Genomic DNA, 20,127 nt, shown 5'->3' with positions numbered 1-20,127 from the left:
AAAATATACCGACCGGTATAAAACAAGGGTATTATGCCATCTGCAAATGCAAAAATGCGCTACAAATGAGCGCATTTTTTTGGTAAAATTATAGCGTAACTCAAAGTCCAAAAGTGAAATATTAAGCACTTTTTTGCCTAAAAAGCTACTTTTTAAACACACTATCGGGATTTTCTAAATTATCCAGTTTTTGGATGAATTCGGCAGGCAATAAACTAAGCCCATACTGGTAGGAAGCGTTCATCCAACCAAAGCCGCTCATCGTAATGTACGCAAAATCAGTACCTACGTTGCCGTATTCGGCTGTAACCTTCTGTGTTGCGTTAACCACGTCGTACTTTTCGGGTATGGTACCGTTATAGTCAACCGCGTTTTGGGTAATTGTCCATAACCATCTGTAAATTAGCTCTCTGGCTTCAGTTTCGTAGCCGTAATCTATGAGGCCTTTCCATAAAAGCATCTGGTGCGGGGCCCAGCCATTGGGGTAATCCCACTGACGCTGCACGTTATTTAGGGCATATTTTTCTAACGATGCCTTGCTGCTGCCCAGTATACCGCCCTGTGCCTTAAGGTCTTGCATTAATATAGGCACCATGCAAGCCGCCTCCTGCTGTGTTGCCAGGCCTGCCCACAGCACAAAAAAGTTAGTAGCCGACATAAAATCGGTCCGCTCGCCGGTTTTAACGTTATAATCAAAGAAACAGCCTGCTTTTTCATCCCATAAGTATTTGCGCATGAGTAGTTTACGGGTTTCAGCCTTCTCATGAAAGTAGGCAGCGGTGTATGTTTTGCCATTGGCAGTAAAGCCCTGCTTAAAATAGGTGCTAATTAAGAACTCAAAGTCACGTTCATACTTGTATAACAGGGAGTTAACATCGACACAATTCAAGTCCGCCGCCTTATTATCAAGCCTCCAGGAGGTGTCGTGGCCGCTTTCGCGAAGGGTACGGTCGTGCACAAAATAACGGTCTAATGATGCACTTTTAATGGTACCGGTTTTATATTTCGACTCAAATTCTGCTTCGGTAACACCATGTTTATCAGCGTGTTCCTGTAGTATTTCCTTAAAGTGGCCGGCCTCAGTTTCGGGCGGAATGCCAATACCATCGGCGTAATAGCGATTAAGGCCGGTTTCCGGCGTGTAGCGTTTGCCCTGCATCCATACCTGTTCATACTCTTTAATGCTAACTGCCAGGTTTTCAGCCAGCCAGTCTTTATCTTTAACCGGCATGGCGTGGTACACCTCGCGCACAAAGCTGGACATAAATGGCGGCTGCGTGCGGGTTAGGTAGTAGGAACGGTTGGCATTCAGTATCTTACCATAGTATTTTATCTGGTAAGCAAAGTTATCTACCATGCCTTTAGCAAGGTCGTAGCGGTGGTCTAACAGCAGGCCAATGCCTTCAAAATAGCTATCCCACCCGTACATTTCGTTAAAGCGCCCACCAGGTACTACAAAAGGCACACCTTTGCCGTTTTCTATCCTAAGTGACAGTATACCAGGCTTATCATTAATAGATTTTACATATTCTGATGTGATCTCCCTGGGTAAAACAACCACGTCAAGCCCCGGGAATTTGGCTTTCAACCCATTAAAGTAGGCCTGGCCCACGGCATCATCATAAGGTACGTAAATGCGCTCCTGCTTGTCGTGCATCTTGTCGTCGCCCATAATGCGGGCAAGGCCATCTTCGTCTATCGTACGGGTAAGGTCGTCCCAAAACTGCGTGTGTATACGGCGTGTAATTCGCTCAGCAGGAGGCTCCTGTATTTGCCTGAGGCTTATAAGCAGCGATTCGTTATTGGCATTTTTGGCGATGGCCAGCTCTTGTAAAAGGTTGCTTATGTAATAGGTGTTGCGCAGTATAACCGTGTCACCCTTAGTACTTAACAAAAAATAATCCTTGTTAGGTGGAGCATCGTCTTTGGTTATCCGTTTATCGCCATCGGTGTCAAACCCAACAAGCAGGTCGTGCATTGTGGCTTCTACAGGGAGTTCAAATACTATCTGGCTTTCTATAAATTTGTTGCTGCAACTCATAAGCATTGTACCTGAAATGACTGTAATCAGCAGTATAACAGGCTTTTTTATTTTGGGGTTAACTGTAAACATCTTCTTCGAGGTGTGGTAACTTAATCATAAAAATACTACTTTATGTTTATTTTAGATGCAGCAATGGCGGGGGTTAACATTAGTTTAGCATGGCTGACTTACATTTCATACCTTAGCATTATGAACCCAACCTTTTTTAAAACCCAGGCCGACTTTAGGCAATGGCTAACCCATAACCATAACAAAGATAAAGAGTTACTGGTGGGCTTTTATAAAACGGGTACAGGTAAGGAGAGCATTACGTGGCCACAATCGGTAGATCAGGCGTTGTGCTTTGGCTGGATAGACGGAGTGCGAAAATCAATAGATGCCGAAAGCTACACCATACGCTTTACACCCAGAAAAACTAATAGTATGTGGAGTGCAATAAACATTGATAAGATGGAGAGCCTGATTGCCCTAAAACTTGTTAAGCCTGAGGGGCTTGCGGCTTTTGAAAAGCGCACCGAGAACAAATCACGCATCTACTCGCACGAGCAAAAGGATGTTGCAAAGCTGCCGCCTGATATGGAGGCTGAGTTTAAAGCCAATACCATTGCATGGGATTTTTTCACCACGCAGGCACCATCGTATCAAAAGGTTATACTGCATTGGATAACATCAGCCAAGCAGGAAAAGACTCGTTTACAGCGCTTTGAAAAACTAATACATGCCAGTACAGAAGGTAAAAGAATTCAATAATTAATAAAAGTAGCGTAAAGCTTACAATTTATTTACTTATATTTGAGTTATACCTTATAACAACCAATTAAATTACAATCATTTATGAAGAAGCCATTCAGAGTTTTAGCACTGGCAGCCATTGCAGCCAGCTTTGCATTTACCATGCCGTTTAAAAAAGATGCCAAACAAATTAATGTGGTTATAGATGCCGGCCACGGCGCTAAAGATCATGGTGCAAATATTGATGGCTTTACCGAAAAACAGCTTACTGATGCTGTTGCCGAGAAGATAAGCCAACTTAATAACAGCGAGGACGTTGTAATACATTTTACACGTGTTGAAGACAACTTTGTATCGTTAGAGGATAGGGTAAAGGCAATTAACGCGCTAAACCCTGACCTAATGCTTTCGCTTCATGTTAATTATGCTAAAGGTGATACAAAGTCAGGTATGGAATTTTTTGTAAGTGAGCAGTCTAATGCTTATCAAAAATCGGCTGAGTATGCCGAGATATTATCTGATAAATTTGAAAATCAGAAGTTTAAAGTAAGTGAAGTGCTTAAGGCACCTTTCTTTATACTTAAAAAAGTTAATGCTCCCGCTGTACATTTTGAGATGGGCTACCTTAGCAATGCAACCGACAGGAATTACCTAACCAGCGAGAAAGGGCAGGAGCAAATTGCTGCTACAGTGCTTGATTTTATTAAGGAAATTAAATAACCCCCGATGGCAAAAGAGCAAAACTATAAAAACCACATACGGTTTTACCCACCACACCACTTTATTTTTTACCCGGTAATGCTGCTTTGCATGGTAGGTTGTGCTATACATGCCTGGCAAACAGGCTATAACCCGGTATGGATTGCCCTTGGTATTGCCTTTGCCTGTATTACCTGGGTGGCGTATATGCTGCGCCAGCATTATGCATTAACGCTTCAAAACCGCATTGTACTTATGGAGTTGCGGTACCGGTATTTTGTTGTTACCGGCCAGCGTTTGGAACCTCTTGAAGCACAACTTGCCGAAGGCCAGCTTTTTGCACTGCGATTTGCGCCTGATGATGAGTTACCCGCTTTAGCCCAAAAGGCCATTGCAGAAAATTTATCGCCCAATGCCATAAAGCGTTCTGTACAGACTTGGAAAGCCGACCATAGGAGGGTTTAGCTGGATAACATTCTGATTTAGAAACAAAAGAGGGATAGCATATTTGCTATCCCTCTTAATTTGGATTAGGTTCTGAACTAAGAATAATTCGTACGTCTAACCCATTTATTCGTCATCTCCGGGGTCGCTCCACCTAAAGCGGCTGTCGCCCCTGTTATATTCGCTATGGTCGCTATCAATATAGTCGCCTGCTGCCGCGTCGCGGTGCTCATCATAAAAATCATATCGTGATGATGATTTATAGTCTAACGTATCATCAAAATATCTGCTTGATGTGCCACGAAGTACAGAGTCATTAGCATCCCAGTCGTTATCATCGGTTCCCTGGTTAGTTGTAGGTGCAATGTCTTCGTCACCAGTCCAGCTATCTTCATCGCCGGTATAATTTTTAGCGTTGTTCCTGTCGTCGCTGTAACGGGCAGGGTCGCGGTCTTCAATACGGTTAGCGTTGCTTTTGGCAAAACTTTGGTTAACATTCCAGTTAGAGTCCATCTCATCTACATTATTATCATCATGGCGGCTATTTTTTGTAAAATTGCCGGCCTTTGGGTTTCTATCTGTGTGCATAATATAGTAGTTTTTAGTTGAGTCAATAAATTAATACTCGCGCTTCTTTTCAGAAGTATCACCATCCTGAATTTTCTGCGGTGTTTTTGTAGCCGATGTTTTCTTGGCGGCACCTGCCTCAGCAGTATGCATTGATTTTTTCAGCTCTTTACTATCGCCATCTTTCAGGTCCTTACCGCTTGTTGCCTTGGGGGCAGGGGTTTGTTTTTTATCTAATGCCATTGTGTTTATGGTTGGTTATAATACAAAGGTCGGGCATGTTAAAGGCTGAGGCATAGCCAATTAACACGGTTTTAATAAGGAGAGTACTATAATTGATAATTTTATTTATAAATAATTGATTATTAGGTTTTTATGTATGGTTGTTACTATTGTTTTGTAAAAGTTTAACAAATAATTCACGTTCCCGGCTTTTACAAAAGCACCAATACTCACTAAATTAGAGGAGGCTTAATAAGTGATTACTCATAAAAATTAGCTTAATACGCTTAAACACAATTAAATATTTACACACTACCAAAATTATGGCAACAAGACACTGGGTACTGGATCCCGCACACTCCGATATACAATTTAAGATAAGGCATCTTGTAATTTCTACCGTATCAGGAACATTTAATGTATTTTCTGGAAGGTTTGTAACACCGCAGCACGACGATTTTAGTGAGGCTTACTTTACTTTGCTTATAGATGTTTACAGTATTGATACCAATAACCGCGACAGGGATGAGCACTTAAAATCGCCCGACTTTTTTAATGCCGATGCATTTCCGCAAATTGAGTTTCTCTCTACATCATTTGTACATATTGAAGGCGACAAGCATGAACTTACGGGCGACCTTACCATTAAAGGAATTACGAGGCAGGTAACACTCGAAGCGCTTTTTGGCGGAGAGGCAAAAGACGGTTTTGGCATACAAAGGGCGGGTTTTGAGATTACCGGTACCATAAACCGTAACGATTTTGGAATTCATGCCAGCGATGTTACCGAGGCCGGTGGCCTTGTTTTAGGGGAAGATATTAAACTGCATGCTAATTTGCAGTTTACTAATGAAGTAGATTAGACTGAAAGACTGAAAGTCGAAAGGCTAAAGAGATTCTTGGTAAAGAATTTAAATGCGGATTTTAACTCCGTTTTTCACGTCCTGTCATTGCGAGCGAAATGCAATGTAGCGCGGCAATCTCATCATTTGTATTGATGTAGGAATACTTCGTCAATTCGGGCAAAGTTTTAGTGTGATGTGCTTCTCAAGCTCCACCCGTAATGACAGTACTGGAAAATTGTTTTGAAGATTATTCCGAATCCCCAAAATGCGTATTGCCACGCACTTTTTTATTGTCCGGGTTATCGTTATCATATCGGCCTTTCTCGGTATCCGAATTAAAATCACGGTTCTCGGCAGTTTCTATATCCTCAGCTTCGCTGGTGGTACCGCGGCTTTTGCTTTTGCCATCGCTGCTTTCGCCCGAAAGGCTGTCAACTGCCGGTGCTTTCTTTTCATCAACATCGCGGGCACGCTGCTCGGTTGCTACGCTGCCGTCTTTTCTTTTTTCCAGTTCGGCGTCAAGTTTATCTTTACTTGGGTCGTAGTTTTTAGGCAGGTTCTCGCCGCTAAAACCCTCGTTCTTAGAACTGGTTTTTTCGGCGTTATTAATTTTTTTATCACCTAAGTCTTTTGGGTCGTCTGTTCCTGATGCCATAATATATTGTTTTATTACCTAAAGTTTAAAATAAAATTGTAGTGCGAATTCACAATGCTGTTTACCGTTGCCTCTAAAGAGGTATCAAGCCCCGTGTAGCCCTCCTTAAGTTTCCCTTCGGATGTAAAATAGTCCGGCAGCTTATATTGTAGCAGCGAGTTACTATCACCATAAATATCATTAACCGTAAAAACCAGCGTGTAGCGGTTTTGGCTAAAGGTTATCTTCATACTGTAACGTATACGGTGTTCAAAAGCCTCACCCCGCTCACGGTAGTAAAAGGCATTCTTTTTAAATGCCGAAATGGTTATGGAGTTTTCGGTGATATCGCTGGCATCAAAGCCCCTGTCTTCTTTTAAGCCCCGGTTGTTGTACTCTGATGCCCATGCTTTTGTAACCTCAATAAGTTTCTCGTTTGGTGTAGCGGGTATACTTACTTCAATAGGGTTAAAGCCACGCGGGGTTAGCTCAATCTTAGGAGGCTGTGCCCGGGCAAGGGTGGTAAACAGCAGTAAAAAAGCGTATAGTTTAAGCATGGTTACGCTTTTTTAAGGGCTTTTTCAAATTCCTCCTGTATGCGGCCGTTGCTAACCAAAAATGGCTTTTTATCAATGGTAATATTAATATCGTCGCCATTAATGGTATACGAACCCTCAAAGCTGCCCACGGGGGTACTGCCTTCAAATTTACCCTGTTGTTCATTACCATCAAGTTTGCCTTTAGTACCTACGGTGCTTCTTATTTTATCAAGTAATTCGGCCTTATTGCCGGGATAGCTTACTTTAAACTGATTGCTCATAACGTATTATTTTATTGTTGTATAGTAAATATACCCACTATAAAATAAAATGATGTTTAGCTTTTGTTAAAGGTATTATGGTTTTACTACAAACCCGCCCTTATCTTTATCAAAAACTATATTGGCATCGTTAAAAAGAGTGTCGAACACATTGTTGTTTATAAGGTTTTGAGGGGTGTCCTGCACAACAGTTTGCGGTGTCATTACAATAATTTGGTCACTTAGTTGTAATGCCAAATCCAGATCGTGGGTAGAGTATAGTATGCATTTATTAGCCTCCTGGGCCAGTTTTTTAAGCAGGCGCAGCAGGTTTACCTTATGCAGCAGGTCTAAATGAGTGGTAGGTTCGTCTAATATTATAAGCGGGGTATCCTGAGCGAGGGCACGGGCTATCAGCACCTTTTGCAGCTGGCCGTCGCTTATTTCAAAGTGCTTTTTATGTGAAAGATGCGCCGTTTGTGTAAGCTCCAGCGCCCGGTTTACTTTTGCTAAGTCTTCATCGGATAAACTCCCCAGCCAGTTAGTATACGGCTGCCTACCCAGTGCTACCAACTCAAAAACCGTCAGGTTACTTGGCGGAAGGCTTTCTGTTAAAACGATGCTGAGGTTTTGCGCAAGGTCTGCCGCGCTGTACTCGGCTACAGCCTTATTATTTAAAAGTACGCTGCCGCTTAAAGGCTGTTGGATTCCCGTTAACGTTCGCAATAGTGTGGATTTACCAATGCCATTGGCACCAATAAGTGCAGTAAGGCTCCCGGTTTTTAAGTCGATGTTTATGCCGCTTGCAATGGCAGATGCCTGCTTTTTAGCCGTGTAGCCTATGCTGAGGTTGGTTGCCTGTAGTAATGTGGTGCGGTTTTGCATAGCCGGTTAATTAAAAATTCCTTTACGTTTGCCAAGTAAAAGTGCAATAACCACGGGTGCACCTACAATACTGGTTATTGCATTTATTGGTAGTACAAAAGAGCTGCCGGGTAATTGTGTAAAAATATCACACAGCAGCAGCAATACCCCGCCACACAGCAGCGTTGCCCAAAACAACAACCTGTGATTACTGGTTTTAAACAATAATTTTGCCATGTGCGGCACTACGAGGCCTACAAAGGCAATGGGGCCAGCAAAAGCCGTTATACAGCCTGTAAGCAGGCTGGTTGCCAGGATTATGATAAAACGCGTTTGAGTAAAATTGATACCCATGCTTTTGGCATAGCGTTCGCCCAATAGTAGCGCATCTAAAGGTTTTATGCAGAGTGCCGAAAGCACCAGCCCCACAAGCGTTACCAGCGCTAAGATTATGATGTTGCCCCAACTCAGGTTGCCTAAGCTGCCTAACGACCAAAAGGTATACTTTTGTAACTGTTCGGCGGTGCTAAAGTAAGTAAGCACCCCAACAATGGCACCGGCAAAGCTCGTAAACATAAGGCCGATTATAAGTATCGCCATAGTGTCGCGCAGGCGTTGTGCAACCGCTAAAACGGCCATTAATACAATAAAACTGCCAATGGTAGATGCCAGTACTATACCGTAAGACGACAGGAAAAAGCCTGCCATAGCACCCGGTAGCACAGCCGACCCTAATATTAAAAAAGCCACACCCAGGCTTGCGCCAGATGATAACCCCAATACATCGGGCCCGGCAAGCGGGTTGCGGAAAAGCGTTTGCATCAATAGCCCGCTAACCGATAGCCCCATGCCTACCAGCAACGCTGTAATGGCTTTAGGCAGCCTGTAGTTTAGGATGATGTACTGCCAGGTGGTTTTAGAGGCTTCTTCGCCGGTAAGGCTTTGCAATACATCCTGCAACGGTATTTTAACCGATCCTAAACTAATATTAGCCAGAAACAGCAACACAAGGGTAATGCCTAACAGGATAAAAAGCGCTATGTTGCGTTGCGTGTACTGCACGTTTATTGTAGTTTTTGAAAGTAATTTAATTGGTAACCCGGCAGTAATTCCGGGTGGAAAATGTAGATCAGGTCTTTTAAAACAAGGTCGGGGCGGTTGGGTGCCATCTCAAAATAAATAAGCCCGCCGGTTTTGCCTTTCTTAACACTGTACGAATATACCTCTTTGTTTTTAAACGATTTAAACTGCGCATAATGAGGGTTGGCATCGGTCATTTCTTTTAACGATGTAAACTGGCTTGGGCCTATCCAGATATCGGCGTTCTGGGCTTTATCCAAAACTGTTTCTAAAGACAGGCTCAGGCTGCCTATACCTACCGCATCAGCCCATAGGTAGTTAGCACCGGCATCTTTTAAAAATAACGAACCCCAACTGCCGCCCTGCGGCATAAACCACTGGTCCTGGTAAATGGCCCCGGCCATAGCCGTAGGCTTTTTTGTAACGCTTTTGGTTAGTGCAAGCGCATCATTATAGTCTTTTTCTATTTGAGAGAACAGTTTGTCAGCCTCGGCATCCTTTGCGTAAAGCGCACCAAAGAATTTTATCCACTCGGCTTTACCAAGCGGCGATTGCTCTGTCCAGTCGCCATTGTACAATACTTTTAGTCGGCTTTGCTCTAACGCGGTAAGTGTTTTGTTAGTACTATTAATGCCAAAAGCCACCACGGCACCGGGGTTAATGTCTATAACTATCTCGGTATTTAGGCTTTCGTTAGCACCGGCTTCTTTAACTTTGCCGCTGTCAATCAGTACTCGTGTTTTTTCAGATGATATATACTCCGTACCCGGAAAACCCACCAACGTGCTCTCTACGCCCAGCATTTCCAGCGAGGGTATGTGCGTGGTTGAGGTTACAATAACCGATGTTAACGGAACCGGAATTATAGTAAACTGCTTTAAACTATCAGGCACAACAGCGCCTTTTTGCTGCATTACATACGTAAAGCTTTGCTTGGCATCGGGCCATGGCTCGGTAACTTTAACCACGGTAATACCATCATACTTAAATATTTGCAGGCCTTTAGCGTGCTTAACCGCATTGAGTACCGGTTGGGCCTTTGCCTGTGGTGCCTGCGGGTCATTTTTACACCCTGCAACTGCCAATAGTGCAATAAAAAGAATGAAATAGAGCTTTCTCATAAATAAAATTCAGCAGATGCAAATGTATAAATTAAATAATTCAATATATCTTTGTGCCTCACTTAAGGTTGTGCTGCGCGCGTTGCGCCACACATTAAAAGGGAATCGGGTGTAAATGCCCGGGCTGTTCCCGCAACTGTAAGCTTATCCCTTTTGGGAGGCTGTTGTTAACTGCATGCCACTGCGGCGTTTAGCGCGCGGGAAGGTAAACAACAGTACGCAAGCCAGGAGACCTGCCTTAAGCGGTAACTAATAACAAACCCTCGGGAAAAGGGTTTAGTGATTATGACGCTGAAAAAACTGCTCTTACCGCTATTGCTGATGCTGTGCCAAACCCTTTTGGCGCAAAAGGATAGTATTGTACAGCTTAAAGAAGTTATTATTACCGATACTCAATTACAAAACTTTTCGGGCACGCAATCGGTGCAAACCATAAACGATTCGGTCATCAATACCAACGCCGCATCGTTAACCTCACTTTTAAACTACAACACCGTTATTTATTTTAAAGAGAACGGTTTGGGCATGGTATCGTCGCCATCTTTTAGAGGCACTACGGCACAGCAAACTGCCGTGATATGGAACGGCATCAACATTAACTCACAGCTTAACGGCCAAACCGACTTTAACACCATTACCACCCGTGATTTTAATTCGGTTACGGTTAGGGCAGGGGGCGGCAGCGTTATTTACGGCAGCAGCGCTATAGGGGGCAGCATCCATTTAAATAACCAGGTTAGCTTTGGGCAAAAGTTTACCAATGAGTTCAGGATTAACTACGGCAGCTATAACACACATGGATATCACTACAATACCAATATCGCGACAGATGACTTCAGCGCCTCGGTTAGCGTTACCCGCAACAGCTCGGACAATGATTACGGTTATGCCGATGGCGGTACCAACCTTAACGGGCAGTACTACAACACCAGCGTTAACGCCGTGGCCGCTTATAAGCTTAACGACAAGAATCGGCTGACGTTGTACAGCTACCTTTTTGATGGCGAAAGACACTTTTCGCTCATATTCCCGTCGGAAGTTAAAACCAAATACCGCGATGCCAACAACCGTAACATGCTGGAGTGGGCGGCTAACTACGGTAAATTTACCTCTAAACTTAAAGCAGCCTTTTTACAAGAAGAGTATAAGTACTATCCAAATATAGAGAACCCCGGCTTTACTTACGGTAGGGTAGAATCGGTTATCGCTAAGTACGACCTGCTTTTTAAGACCGGGGAGAAATTTAAGATCAATACCGTTTTTGATTTTATGCAAAACAAGGGCTTTGGCAGCGACATTATAAACAAAACACGCCATATAGGTGGTGCGAGCGTTCTTGCTACCCACAACCTGACCGACAGGTTTATGTATGAAGCCGGGCTTAGAAAAGAAGCGACGGGTAATTATGAGAGTCCGTTATTGTATTCCGCAGGTGTAAAGTTTAAAGCAGCCGATTTTTACACGGTAAAGCTCAATACCTCTAAAAACTTCAGGATACCTACGTTTAACGACCTGTACTGGCAGGATGGAGGTAATAGTGAGCTAAAACCGGAAACCTCCTGGCAAGCTGAGTTAGGCAATGCTTTTAGCTTCGGCAACCTGAATTTTAGCCTCACAGGATATTACATAAAACTGACCGATATGCTGCGCTGGGTACCTACCGGCGGCGTGTGGCGCCCCATGAATACCGATAAAGTTACCACCAGCGGGGTTGAGGTTATAGCAGCCTACAAAAAAGTCTTCGGCAGGCATGTGGTTGAGGTAAACGGAACCTATGGCTACACCAGCTCTAAGGATGAAACTACCGATAAGCAGCTCATTTATGTACCGTACCATAAAGGTACAGCAGGGTTGTCGTATGGGTTTAAAAAGTTTTCGGCGTATGCCCAGCTGTTGTATAACGGCGAGGTTTTTACCCGTACCGATAATGATTCCCGCTACAATATAGATAGTTACACTACGGCCAATGCCGGTGTGGCTTATAACTTTGGAAAAACCAACACCTACACCTACACCCTGGGCGCACAGGTTTTAAACCTTGCCGATACCGATTGTGTAAGTGTAGACAGCAGGCCTTTGCCCGGCCGCAATTATAGTATGTACTTAACAATTAAATTTTAATATATGAATTTTAAAAAATACCTGATAGCCCTTACAGCCTCGGCAGTGTTAGTATCGTGTAGCAGCGATGATGACAGCGGCACACCTGCGGTAAGCCAGGCTTTTGATAATGGTACTTTTGTATTGAACGAGGGTAACAGTAATGTATCGTCGGCATCGGTAACCTTTATTGCCGATGACGGTACGGTACAGCAGGATATTTACAACACCGTAAATCCGGGAAAACCGGGGTTAGGGTCGTACTTACAGTCGATGTTTTTTACCGATGACCTTGCGTTTATTATCTCAGGATCGGCAAATAAAGTAACTGTGGTAAACCGCCATACGTTTGAGTTTGTGGCCAATGTAGATACTAATTTTAGCAGCCCGCGGTATGGTGTGGTTGCCAATGGTAAAGCATATATTACCAATTATGCCGACTTCAATATAGGTAACGATGATTTCCTTACGGTTATAAACCTAACAGATTATTCTACAAGTAAAATACCGCTTAACAACTGGTCGGAAAAAATAACCGAAGAGAACGGCAAGCTGTATATTTTTAATGGCTTTTACGGTAACGGTACATCGGTAACTGTGTTTAACCCGACAAATAATTCGGTTGAGAATACTATTGCATTGGGCGACTCTCCCAACTCTTTTGATGAGGAAGATGGTATACTGTATGTTTTAGGCGATAGCAAACTCATCAAAATTAACCTTGGTACAAACAGCGTTACCTCTGCTATCAATCTGCCGGAAAATTTACAAGGTTCAGCCCATCTTACAGTAGAAGATAACAAGATCTACTTTACAAACGGAACATCGGTTTACAGCATGGCTTTAAATGCTACTGCTGCACCTGCTGCGCCGTTGTTTAGTTATACATCAACATCTCCTTATGGCGGTATGTATGGCTTTAATGTGGAAGATGATAAAATTTACGTAGCAGAAGGTGGTGATTTTGCTTCCGACAGCGAAGTATACACCTATTCACTAACAGGTACACTTTTAAATACTTATGAGGCCGGTGTAGGGCCTAACGGATTTTACTTTAACTAACTTTAAACTTAATATATAATGAAAAAAATTACTTTTCTGGCCATCGCACTAACGGCCTTTGGGTTTGGTGCAAAAGCACAAACATTCTCTGAAGGTGTATTTGTACTGAATGAAGGCGCTTTTGGCGCTAACAATGCATCCCTGTCATATATATCTGAAGCAGGAGTACTTCAAAATGATGTATATGCAGGTGCAAATGGTAATGCTGTTTTAGGCGACACGGCTCAAAGTATGGGCTTTAATGGCGAGTATGCTTATGTGGTGCTTAACGCCTCCAATAAAGTAGAAATTGTAAATGCCTCTACATTAGTACACGTTGCTGCTGTAACCACGGGCCTTGATAACCCACGTTATATTGCTTTTTACGGTACTAACGCCTACGTTACTTGTTGGGGTGATGCTTTAGATACTACCGATGATTATGTTGCAGTAATAAGCCTTGCTGATAACACGGTAACTTCTACCATTCCGGTTGTTGAAGGCCCTGAAAAAATTATTGAAGAAGATGGTGTACTTTATGTAGCCCACAAAGGCGGCTATGGTTTTGGTAATTCGGTTTCGGTAATCAATGCAGAAACCAATACAGTTACCCAATCGCTTGAGGTTGGTTTTGTACCATCATCTATAGTTGAAGAAGACGGTTATTTATACGTTTTATGTGAGGGTAAACCGTCTTGGGCCGATGAAGAAACACCGGGCGTATTTTATGTGTTTGATATAGAAGACGACTATTTATCATTACTTGTGTCTAATTTCTCGGGTACAGAGCACCCTTCTAACCTGCAGGTAGATGGCAATAACTTTTATTATACGCTCGATTCAAATATTTACCATGCAACGGCTGCTGATACAACACCACCAACCGAGCCTTTTATTGTTCTTGAAGAGCAGGGAGTATATGGTGTATACGGTTTTGCTCTAATTGATGATAAGATATATGTGGGCGATGCAGGCGATTTTGTATCTGCCGGTAAGGTATATATATATGATACTGATGGCGAACTGCTTGACGATTATACTGTAGGCCTTTTACCTAATGGCTTTTACGAAGCTCCTGAGGCTACTACAGGCGTTAAAGATATTGCTGCTTTAAACGTAAGCGTTTATCCTAATCCAACATCAGATGTGCTATATGTTAACACAACCGATGCTGCGGATGTAACTATTTACGACCTTGCTGGCAGAACGGTTACGTCGGTAAATTACACCAACAGCGGCATCAACGTTTCCGGCCTGCAAAAAGGCACTTACCTTGTTGAGGTAGTTGCGGGCAACGCTAAAACGGTTAAAAAGGTAGTGATACAATAATACCATGAGGCAATTACTATTTATACTGCTTGCTTCGGCTACGGCCAGCGCACAGCTATCCTATCCGCCGGATGCCGATACTGCGGGTACTACGGCCATACCGCAGGACAGCAACACGTTTGTAGCGTGGGCTACGGAAGTAACGGTGCAAAGAGGCTATGTGCAAATATCAGACCCTACAATAGAGTTTGAAGGGAGCAACATGGCTACTTATGGCACACCCGATGATGCCATAGGTATACCGGGCAGTGGCGCTTTAAGCCTGGGCGACGCAGGTACTGCTATTGCTACTTTTGCAGCCCCCATTACTAACGGCGACGGTTTTGATTTTGCCGTGTTTGAAAATGGCAGCAATACCTTCTTAGAACTGGCTTTTGTTGAGGTAAGTTCTGATGGGGTTAACTACTTTAGGTTTCCGGCACACAGCGAAACGCAAACCAATACATCTTTGGGTGGCTTTGGCCTGCTGGATGCCCGTAACCTAAACAATCTTGCCGGTAAATACAGAGTGGGGTACGGCACTCCGTTTGACCTAAGCGATGTACCCGATAATGCCCTGCTTAACAAAAACCAGGTAACCCATATTAAGATAGTAGATGTTGTGGGTAGTTTAGATCCTGCCTATGCCACGTATGATAGCTTAGGCAACAAAGTTAACGATCCGTACCCAACGCCGTTTAATACCAGCGGATTCGACCTTACGGGTATCGGTGTTATTAACGAGGGTGTTTTGGCTGTAAAAGAGGTTGAGGGAATGCAATTAAGTGTTTATCCCATCCCTGCCAGTACGGTGCTAAACATTAAAACCAATCTTACTGATACGGTATACGTAACCATTTATGATGTTGCTTCCCGATTGGTGTACAGTGCCCAAATGCAGGGCAGTACGCAGATAGACCTTACCGCATTTACTGCCGGGGTTTACTTTGTACATAGCACAGCTAACGGTAAAACAGCGGTAAAGCAAATTGTAGTTAACAGGTAAATTATTATTTTTTTAGATAGAAGCAGCTCCGTATTTCGGAGCTGTTTTTGTTTATGATGATAGGAAAATGATCGTTTATCAAACGCTTTCTCATTTAGGCTAACTAAACCCTCGTTTAGGCTAAACGCAGTATAGAGTATATCCTGACCTTTGTTATGTTATTAATTTAAAACAAAAATTATGTCAGATACAAATGCAAAATCAGGTTCTAAGGTATGGTTTATAACAGGTTCTTCGAGAGGTTTTGGCCGCGTTTGGGCCGATGCCGCACTAAAGCGTGGCGATAGAGTTGCCGCTACCGCGCGCAACCTGGATAGTATTGCCGACCTTAAAGAAAAATACGGTGACAATGTACTAACACTGGAGCTTGACGTTACAAATACAACACAGGTTAAATCGGCGGTAGAGCAGGCCCATGCACACTTCGGCAGGCTTGATATTGTTCTAAACAACGCGGGGTATTCGCTTGTAGCCACTATAGAGGAGGCCACCTCAGATGATGTAAAAGCAATGTACGAAACTAATATTTTTGGACCACTTGCCGTTATACAGGCAGCATTGCCGTTGCTACGCAAACAGGGCTACGGTCACATATTGGGTACATCCAGTAACCTGGGCCATGTAACGCTGCCCGTTATTGGGTATTATGCATCATCTAAATGGGCGTTTGAGGCCATACACGAAAGCCTTGCAATAGAGGTTGCCGCTTTTGGCATTAAAGTAACTATTATAGAGCCCGGCGCTTATGCAACCGAGTTCGGTAGCCAGGAGTCGTTGAAATTCTCTGAAGGTATGGATATTTATACCGACTTTAAAAACCAGTTTTTTGGCAGCCTTGGCGAATTAAAACGTGGCGACCCGAATGCCACGCCTGATGCTGTATTTAAAGTTGTAGATGCAGAAAATCCGCCTTTGCGTTTCTTTTTAGGTAGTGAATGCCTGCCATGGGTAAAGAAAGCTTATGGCGAGCGCCTGGCAGAGTGGGAACAGTGGGGTGATGTATCTAATTCAGCACAAGGTAACTAAATATTAAATAACAGGATAACCGGTAAAGCATTATCGGTTATCTTTGTAATAAATCTTTCAATATGAAAAAGGAAGAAACCATCCCTCAAAATTTTGGCTCGCTAACAGAGGCTGCACGTGCGTTTGGCCTTGCACAGCCCCAGCATCCGTTAATAACCCTTATTGATAGTGAAAGCAATAAGGTTGTAGAAAGTATGGTGCATGAGGCCCACGTGCTTAACTTTTACAAAATTTCTTATAAGCCTATGCTTAGTGGCAGGGTAAAATATGGGCAGGACTACTACGATTTTGATCAGGGAGGGCTATTGTTTGCAGCTCCCAACCAAATTATTGGCCCCGATGTAGGTGGTAACGGGAAGGTTTGTTCGCTTTATACGCTGCTTATTCACCCCGATTTTTTATTGTCTTACCCTTTAGCCATTAAAATCAAACAGTACGGTTTCTTTTCGTACTCGGCTAACGAGGCGCTGCATTTATCAGATAAGGAAAAGGAAACCATCATCTCGCTATTCAAAATAATAGAAGAAGAGTTAAACAGCAGGATAGACGATTTTAGCCAGGATGTTGTTATTTCTCAAATAGAACTATTGCTTAACTATGCCAACAGGTTTTACAAGCGGCAGTTTATTACCCGCAAAGCGGTAAACCATAGCCTGCTTCAAAACATGGAAGAAATACTTGATGAGCATTTTAATAGCGAAAAATATTCGGGGCAGGGAATACCCACCGTGCAGTACCTCGCCGAAAGATTAAATATCTCATCAAGCTATCTTAGCGATATGTTACGCTCCCTTACCGGGCAAAATGCACAGCAGCACATACATAATAAATTGGTTGAAAAAGCTAAGGAAAAATTATCGGCCACAAATTTATCTGTAAGCGAAGTTGCTTATGAGTTAGGTTTTGAGCATCCCCAGTCTTTTAGCAAGTTCTTTAAAACAAAAACAAAACTGTCGCCTTTAGAGTTTAGGCAGTCTTTTAATTAATTTATGCGCCAATACGTTCTTTTTGCAACATGATAACCTTACCGGGGTGTTTTTGTACATAGCTGTAAATTAACTGCATAATGTATTGGTTGCTCCTGTATTGGGTAACATAACTTTTAACGTCTGACAGATTCGTAAAACCAATATTACCTTCAATATAGCCCATACCATAAAAGTGGCCGTCTTCTACCCATATACAGCTGCGCTCATCGGTATAGCGGCCCTTATCTACAATAGCAAAACTGGGTTTATTAGTTTGGATAAAATCAATAGCCTTTTCAACTTTGCTGTTATGATGCGCAACATCAGGTATATTAGCGAAGTCAGTGTTTTTCACGGCTTCTGTCTCTGCAGATGTACAGTATTTACAAAAACGCTGGTCAATTTCAAATTGTTGGGCCAGGCTTCGTAATAAATCTATACCATCGTTTAAATTACTAAAAACCTCTATACCCGCCTGAAATTTATTTAGTTTGCCAACGGCCAGATAACGGTAACCGTTGCGGGCTTCATACTCATAAATGCCAAATTTTGCCTCAAACCGTTTTAAGGCCCTGTTATATGTTGGCCACAGCTTTTTAATTTCAGTACATTCCAGCAATAGTGCTATTAGCTCGGTTGCACAAACTTCAAAAGAGATGCTGTGTATATCGCGTAAAAAATGCTGCCGTTGTGGTGTAATTTTATGCCCGCTAAAATGCGATGCCACACGCTTTTTTAAGTTAACAGCCTTGCCCACATAAACAACCTTTTTTACCTGGTTGTAAAAGTAATATACACCTGGTTTTTCGGGCAATTGTTCAAAATCTTCAGGCGGAAGGTTAGGCGGCAGGCGCTGGTCATGCGCTGTTTTCTTAACCATTTTTATTAAGTGCCCTTCAGTATCCCACTCTAATAATCGCGAAAATAATATAGCAGTAGCATCGGCATCGCCGCCTGCACGGTGGCGTTGTTCTAAAACAATATCTAACGATTTGCAAAGATTGCCAAGGCTGTAGGATGCAAAGCCCGGCTTTATTTTTCTTGATGCGCGAACGGTGCAAAGTTTTGGTGCGGTCCATTTAAAACCCGCTTCTTCAAGCTGATGGCGTACAAAGGAGTAATCAAAGTTAACGTTGTGTGCTACAAAAACACGCCCTGTAAGCATCGCTACTATTTTTTCAGCTACGTCATCAAAAATGGGGGCACTGCGCACCATCTCATTATTAATGCCGGTAAGTGCGGATATGGGCAGCGGGATATCTTTTTGCGGATTAACAAGCGTTTCCCAACGTTCGGTAACACACATTCCGTTGTGGATTATGATGCAAATTTCGGTAATGCGGCTGCCACTGGCATTGCCGCCTGTTGTTTCAATATCTACTATTGCATACTCCTGGTTTCTCATCAATTATATAACGTTGCCGGTACAGCTATATTTTTTATTTTGATGCAAAGTTAAGGAGATATTTGTGCTGTTTACAAGAAGATATGCTTATAAATTATACCCATAAATGATACTACAGTATTGCCTTACAGTAATGTAAGCGGTTATTAACGGTTAGATTCCAGTTTTTTTATTTCGTCGTTTATAGCTTTTAATGAGAGTAATATTGGCATCCAAACTATGGGTAAGACAAATACGGGTACAAACAAAATGGGTTTTGCTTTAAGATAAACCAGTGTGCAAATTGCTAAAAGCATTAATACACCAAAACCAATTATAACGCCTTTTAGCAGCGATTTTTTTTTGTTTAGCTCAGGCAGGCTTAATTCAGATAGTTTCTTCATATTAATAATTTTAAGAGCAATATTAATCATTATTTATTGGGAAAGAAAGGCCAAATGCCGCCGCTCCTGAAAATTGATCTACAGCATCATGATAGTAATATGTAAATTTAACCTCTACTTTGTGCCTACGGCCTAAAGCAAGACCTACTGTAAACGGAATATGTAAGAGCACACCATCTTTTTTTAAATTGGTATATTCAGTATGAGTTTCAAATGAGCCTATAGACATACCAACACCAGACTCAATAAATGGGGCTACGTAAGGTATAGGTGCTACTAAACGAATTTTTGCGCCCAGTAAGGCAGCGTTAGATTTAATGCTTAAGCCTTGTATCTCGTCTTCATCAGATTCTCCCGAAGCTATTATCAACCCCGCATACGGCCTTACGCCAAACCAGGTACGCGGTGCCCAAACATATTCTGCCTGTGCGTAAAAACCGGAGCCGTCTATCTCAGATTCGTCGTTTGGCGCTACTATGCCCAATCCCACAGATGCATTTATAAACTCACCGGTGTTGGGTTGTGCATAAATACGGTTAAATACTGTTCCTGAAAATAAAATTACAAATAAATAAAAATACAGTCTGCTCATTTGATATTGATTTAGCAGCAAACATACTACTTATAGATAAATATTTTTTGTTTTTGATATTAAATTGGCTTAACCAACGGAGGTACACTTTTCGATGAAGATTTTGATTGCGAAATAACAACTGTTTAGCAATAATTGCCGCCATTGTTGGTGACTACAAATATGCAGGAAGAGCCTGCTCAAAATTAAATAGGATGAAAACCAATAAAAAATCCAGAAGTAGTTTCAGCTACTTCTGGATAAAACT

Annotated in this window: 22 protein-coding genes and 1 riboswitch; of the genes, 10 read left to right on the top strand and 12 right to left on the bottom strand. The window is 42.6% G+C overall.

The annotated features are described in order from the left end of the window. Nucleotides 1–145: 145 nt before the first annotated feature. Entirely contained in the window at nucleotides 146–2,113 is a 1,968-nt protein-coding gene (locus FMM05_RS02340; RefSeq protein ID WP_143371728.1) for a trehalase family glycosidase, read from the bottom strand. Nucleotides 2,114–2,233: 120 nt separating this feature from the next. On the opposite strand from FMM05_RS02340, the gene FMM05_RS02335 reads away from it, so the two are divergent. The 3 genes from FMM05_RS02335 to FMM05_RS02325 all read left to right on the top strand — a co-directional run bounded on the left by FMM05_RS02335 (nucleotide 2,234) and on the right by FMM05_RS02325 (nucleotide 3,940). After that, entirely contained in the window at nucleotides 2,234–2,794 is a 561-nt protein-coding gene (locus FMM05_RS02335; RefSeq protein WP_143371834.1) for a YdeI/OmpD-associated family protein, read from the top strand. A gap of 84 nt (nucleotides 2,795–2,878) precedes the next feature. Continuing rightward, nucleotides 2,879–3,496, top strand: a complete 618-nt coding sequence (locus tag FMM05_RS02330) for an N-acetylmuramoyl-L-alanine amidase (RefSeq protein ID WP_143371727.1) — start codon at nucleotides 2,879–2,881, stop codon at nucleotides 3,494–3,496. 6 nt (nucleotides 3,497–3,502) lie between these two features. Beyond that, the gene (locus FMM05_RS02325) at nucleotides 3,503–3,940 is read left to right on the top strand and encodes a DUF6526 family protein (protein WP_143371726.1); all 438 of its coding nucleotides are present in this window, start codon (nucleotides 3,503–3,505) and stop codon (nucleotides 3,938–3,940) included. 105 nt (nucleotides 3,941–4,045) lie between these two features. On the opposite strand, the gene FMM05_RS02320 is transcribed toward FMM05_RS02325, so the two are convergent. Continuing rightward, nucleotides 4,046–4,507, bottom strand: coding sequence for a hypothetical protein (locus FMM05_RS02320; RefSeq protein ID WP_143371725.1), 462 nt, complete (start codon nucleotides 4,505–4,507; stop codon nucleotides 4,046–4,048). A 30-nt stretch (nucleotides 4,508–4,537) separates the two neighbouring features. Further along, nucleotides 4,538–4,729 (bottom strand): hypothetical protein, encoded by a 192-nt coding sequence (locus tag FMM05_RS02315; protein ID WP_143371724.1) that lies wholly within the window; start codon nucleotides 4,727–4,729, stop codon nucleotides 4,538–4,540. A 302-nt stretch (nucleotides 4,730–5,031) separates the two neighbouring features. Here FMM05_RS02315 and FMM05_RS02310 point away from each other — a divergent pair, with 302 nt between their 5' ends. Next, on the top strand, nucleotides 5,032–5,571 hold the full coding sequence (locus tag FMM05_RS02310; protein ID WP_143371723.1) for a YceI family protein: 540 nt from the start codon (nucleotides 5,032–5,034) through the stop codon (nucleotides 5,569–5,571). Nucleotides 5,572–5,800: 229 nt separating this feature from the next. Here FMM05_RS02310 and FMM05_RS02305 read toward each other — a convergent pair whose 3' ends face one another. The 6 genes from FMM05_RS02305 to FMM05_RS02280 form a co-directional block, all read right to left on the bottom strand. After that, complete coding sequence (locus tag FMM05_RS02305) at nucleotides 5,801–6,208, bottom strand: hypothetical protein (RefSeq protein ID WP_143371722.1); 408 nt, start codon at nucleotides 6,206–6,208, stop codon at nucleotides 5,801–5,803. A 14-nt stretch (nucleotides 6,209–6,222) separates the two neighbouring features. Next, on the bottom strand, nucleotides 6,223–6,744 hold the full coding sequence (locus FMM05_RS02300; protein WP_143371721.1) for a hypothetical protein: 522 nt from the start codon (nucleotides 6,742–6,744) through the stop codon (nucleotides 6,223–6,225). Between the two features lie 2 nt (nucleotides 6,745–6,746). Further along, complete coding sequence (locus FMM05_RS02295; RefSeq protein ID WP_143371720.1) at nucleotides 6,747–7,007, bottom strand: lipocalin/fatty acid-binding family protein; 261 nt, start codon at nucleotides 7,005–7,007, stop codon at nucleotides 6,747–6,749. A 75-nt stretch (nucleotides 7,008–7,082) separates the two neighbouring features. Further along, a complete protein-coding gene (locus FMM05_RS02290; protein ID WP_143371719.1) occupies nucleotides 7,083–7,871 on the bottom strand; it encodes an ABC transporter ATP-binding protein in 789 nt (262 codons plus the stop codon). A gap of 6 nt (nucleotides 7,872–7,877) precedes the next feature. Next, nucleotides 7,878–8,912: an iron ABC transporter permease gene (locus FMM05_RS02285; RefSeq protein ID WP_143371718.1), complete on the bottom strand. Its 1,035-nt coding sequence runs from the start codon at nucleotides 8,910–8,912 to the stop codon at nucleotides 7,878–7,880. A 2-nt stretch (nucleotides 8,913–8,914) separates the two neighbouring features. Next, nucleotides 8,915–10,051, bottom strand: a complete 1,137-nt coding sequence (locus FMM05_RS02280; RefSeq protein WP_143371717.1) for an ABC transporter substrate-binding protein — start codon at nucleotides 10,049–10,051, stop codon at nucleotides 8,915–8,917. A 48-nt stretch (nucleotides 10,052–10,099) separates the two neighbouring features. Continuing rightward, nucleotides 10,100–10,306, top strand: a riboswitch (cobalamin riboswitch). A 30-nt stretch (nucleotides 10,307–10,336) separates the two neighbouring features. On the opposite strand from FMM05_RS02280, the gene FMM05_RS02275 reads away from it, so the two are divergent. From FMM05_RS02275 to FMM05_RS02250, 6 genes are all read left to right on the top strand, one after another. Next, on the top strand, nucleotides 10,337–12,172 hold the full coding sequence (locus FMM05_RS02275) for a TonB-dependent receptor plug domain-containing protein (RefSeq protein ID WP_143371716.1): 1,836 nt from the start codon (nucleotides 10,337–10,339) through the stop codon (nucleotides 12,170–12,172). Between the two features lie 3 nt (nucleotides 12,173–12,175). After that, the gene (locus FMM05_RS02270; protein ID WP_143371715.1) at nucleotides 12,176–13,213 is read left to right on the top strand and encodes a DUF5074 domain-containing protein; all 1,038 of its coding nucleotides are present in this window, start codon (nucleotides 12,176–12,178) and stop codon (nucleotides 13,211–13,213) included. Between the two features lie 18 nt (nucleotides 13,214–13,231). Further along, nucleotides 13,232–14,521 carry a T9SS type A sorting domain-containing protein gene (locus FMM05_RS02265; RefSeq protein WP_143371714.1) on the top strand — a complete coding sequence of 430 codons (1,290 nt, stop codon included), beginning with the start codon at nucleotides 13,232–13,234 and terminating at the stop codon, nucleotides 14,519–14,521. Nucleotides 14,522–14,525: 4 nt separating this feature from the next. Then, the gene (locus FMM05_RS02260; protein WP_143371713.1) at nucleotides 14,526–15,506 is read left to right on the top strand and encodes a T9SS type A sorting domain-containing protein; all 981 of its coding nucleotides are present in this window, start codon (nucleotides 14,526–14,528) and stop codon (nucleotides 15,504–15,506) included. A gap of 180 nt (nucleotides 15,507–15,686) precedes the next feature. Then, the gene (locus FMM05_RS02255; protein ID WP_143371712.1) at nucleotides 15,687–16,532 is read left to right on the top strand and encodes an SDR family NAD(P)-dependent oxidoreductase; all 846 of its coding nucleotides are present in this window, start codon (nucleotides 15,687–15,689) and stop codon (nucleotides 16,530–16,532) included. A 62-nt stretch (nucleotides 16,533–16,594) separates the two neighbouring features. After that, nucleotides 16,595–17,518: a helix-turn-helix domain-containing protein gene (locus tag FMM05_RS02250; RefSeq protein WP_143371711.1), complete on the top strand. Its 924-nt coding sequence runs from the start codon at nucleotides 16,595–16,597 to the stop codon at nucleotides 17,516–17,518. Between the two features lies 1 nt (nucleotide 17,519). Here FMM05_RS02250 and FMM05_RS02245 read toward each other — a convergent pair whose 3' ends face one another. The 3 genes from FMM05_RS02245 to FMM05_RS02235 form a co-directional block, all read right to left on the bottom strand. Then, entirely contained in the window at nucleotides 17,520–18,905 is a 1,386-nt protein-coding gene (locus FMM05_RS02245; protein WP_143371710.1) for an exonuclease domain-containing protein, read from the bottom strand. Between the two features lie 146 nt (nucleotides 18,906–19,051). Beyond that, a complete protein-coding gene (locus FMM05_RS02240; protein ID WP_143371709.1) occupies nucleotides 19,052–19,288 on the bottom strand; it encodes a hypothetical protein in 237 nt (78 codons plus the stop codon). Nucleotides 19,289–19,310: 22 nt separating this feature from the next. Next, nucleotides 19,311–19,880, bottom strand: coding sequence for a hypothetical protein (locus tag FMM05_RS02235; RefSeq protein ID WP_143371708.1), 570 nt, complete (start codon nucleotides 19,878–19,880; stop codon nucleotides 19,311–19,313). Nucleotides 19,881–20,127 lie beyond the last annotated feature (247 nt).

Source organism: Flavobacterium zepuense (assembly GCF_007097145.1).
In the GTDB taxonomy this organism is placed as follows: domain Bacteria; phylum Bacteroidota; class Bacteroidia; order Flavobacteriales; family Flavobacteriaceae; genus Flavobacterium; species Flavobacterium zepuense.
The sequence above is the reverse complement of the archived record's forward strand: the minus strand, read 5'-3'. Positions and strand labels throughout refer to the sequence as shown.